Here is a 1,311-nt window from a genome sequence, read left to right on the forward strand (position 1 = left end):
CTGAACGCGCAGATCGGGTTCTACACGTCGATCAACGGTCTGGGGCAGAACCCGCAGGATGTGCAGATCCACGGTGACATCACCGTCGATGCGGGCTGGATGGCCGGCAACGCCACCCAGAACTTCTGGCGGTCGGCGGAAAACCTGTCGATCTACCCGGTGTCGGGTGTGGACCGGTGGGCGGTGGCGCAGGCCGCGCCGTTCCGGCGCATCGATGTGCACGGCGGGATGACCTTGGCCTCGCCGAACTGTGGCTGGGCGTCCGGCGGGTACATCGCGGACTCGCGGGTGTCGGGCAACATCAACCCGTGCTCGCAGCAGCAGTGGTTCACCCGGGACTCCACGATCGGGTCGTGGAACGGGTCGGTGTGGAACATGGTGTTCTCCGGTGTGCAGGGCGCCCCGGGCAACAGCTTCCCGAACCCGCCGTACACCACCCTGGGCACGTCGCCGGTGACGCAGGAGAAGCCGTACCTGTACGCCGACGCGTCCGGGTACAAGGTGTTCGTGCCGTCGCTGCGCACCAACTCCTCCGGTGCGACGTGGATCAACGGCAACACCCCCGGCACGTCGCTGCCGCTGGACCAGTTCTACGTGGCCAAGCCCGGTGTGAGCGCGGCGACGCTGAACCAGGCCGTGGCGCAGGGCCTGAACCTGCTGTTCACCCCGGGCGTGTACCACCTGGGCTCGACGGTGAACATCAACCGGGCCGGCACCGTCGTCCTCGGCCTGGGCTACGCGACGATCGTGGCGGACAACGGCGCCCTGCCGATGGCCGTCGGTGACGTCGACGGCGTCAAGATCGCCAGCCTGCTGTTCGACGCGGGCCCGACGAACTCCCCGGCGCTGCTGCAGGTCGGCCCGAACGGCGCCACCGGCAACCACGCCGGCGCCCCGAACCTGATCTCCGACGTGTTCCTGCGCGTCGGTGGTGCGGGCGCGGCGAAGGTCACCAACGCCCTCGTGGTCAACAACAACAACACCATCATCGACCACATCTGGTCCTGGCGGGCCGACCACGGCGCCGGGGCGGGCTGGACGTCCAACCCCTCCGACACCGGCCTGATCGTCAACGGCCAGAACGTCACCGCCTACGGGCTGTTCGTCGAGCACTTCCAGAAGTACAACGTCATCTGGAACGGCAACGGCGGCAAGACCATCTTCTTCCAGAACGAACTGCCCTACGACCCGCCGTCCGCCGCCGCCTGGTCCCACGACGGGATCACCGGCTACGCCGCCTACAAGGTGTCCAACAACGTCACCTCCCACGAAGCGTGGGGCATGGGCAGCTACTGCGTCTTCACCACCGAC

At 67.7% G+C, this 1,311-nt stretch carries 1 pseudogene; it reads left to right on the forward strand.

The window, feature by feature from the left end:
* Window positions 1-1,311 (forward strand): annotated as a pseudogene (locus tag ABD901_RS58605) (discoidin domain-containing protein); the annotation flags it as partial.

It is taken from the genome of Dactylosporangium darangshiense (assembly GCF_039537565.1).
GTDB classification, from domain to species: domain Bacteria; phylum Actinomycetota; class Actinomycetes; order Mycobacteriales; family Micromonosporaceae; genus Dactylosporangium; species Dactylosporangium darangshiense.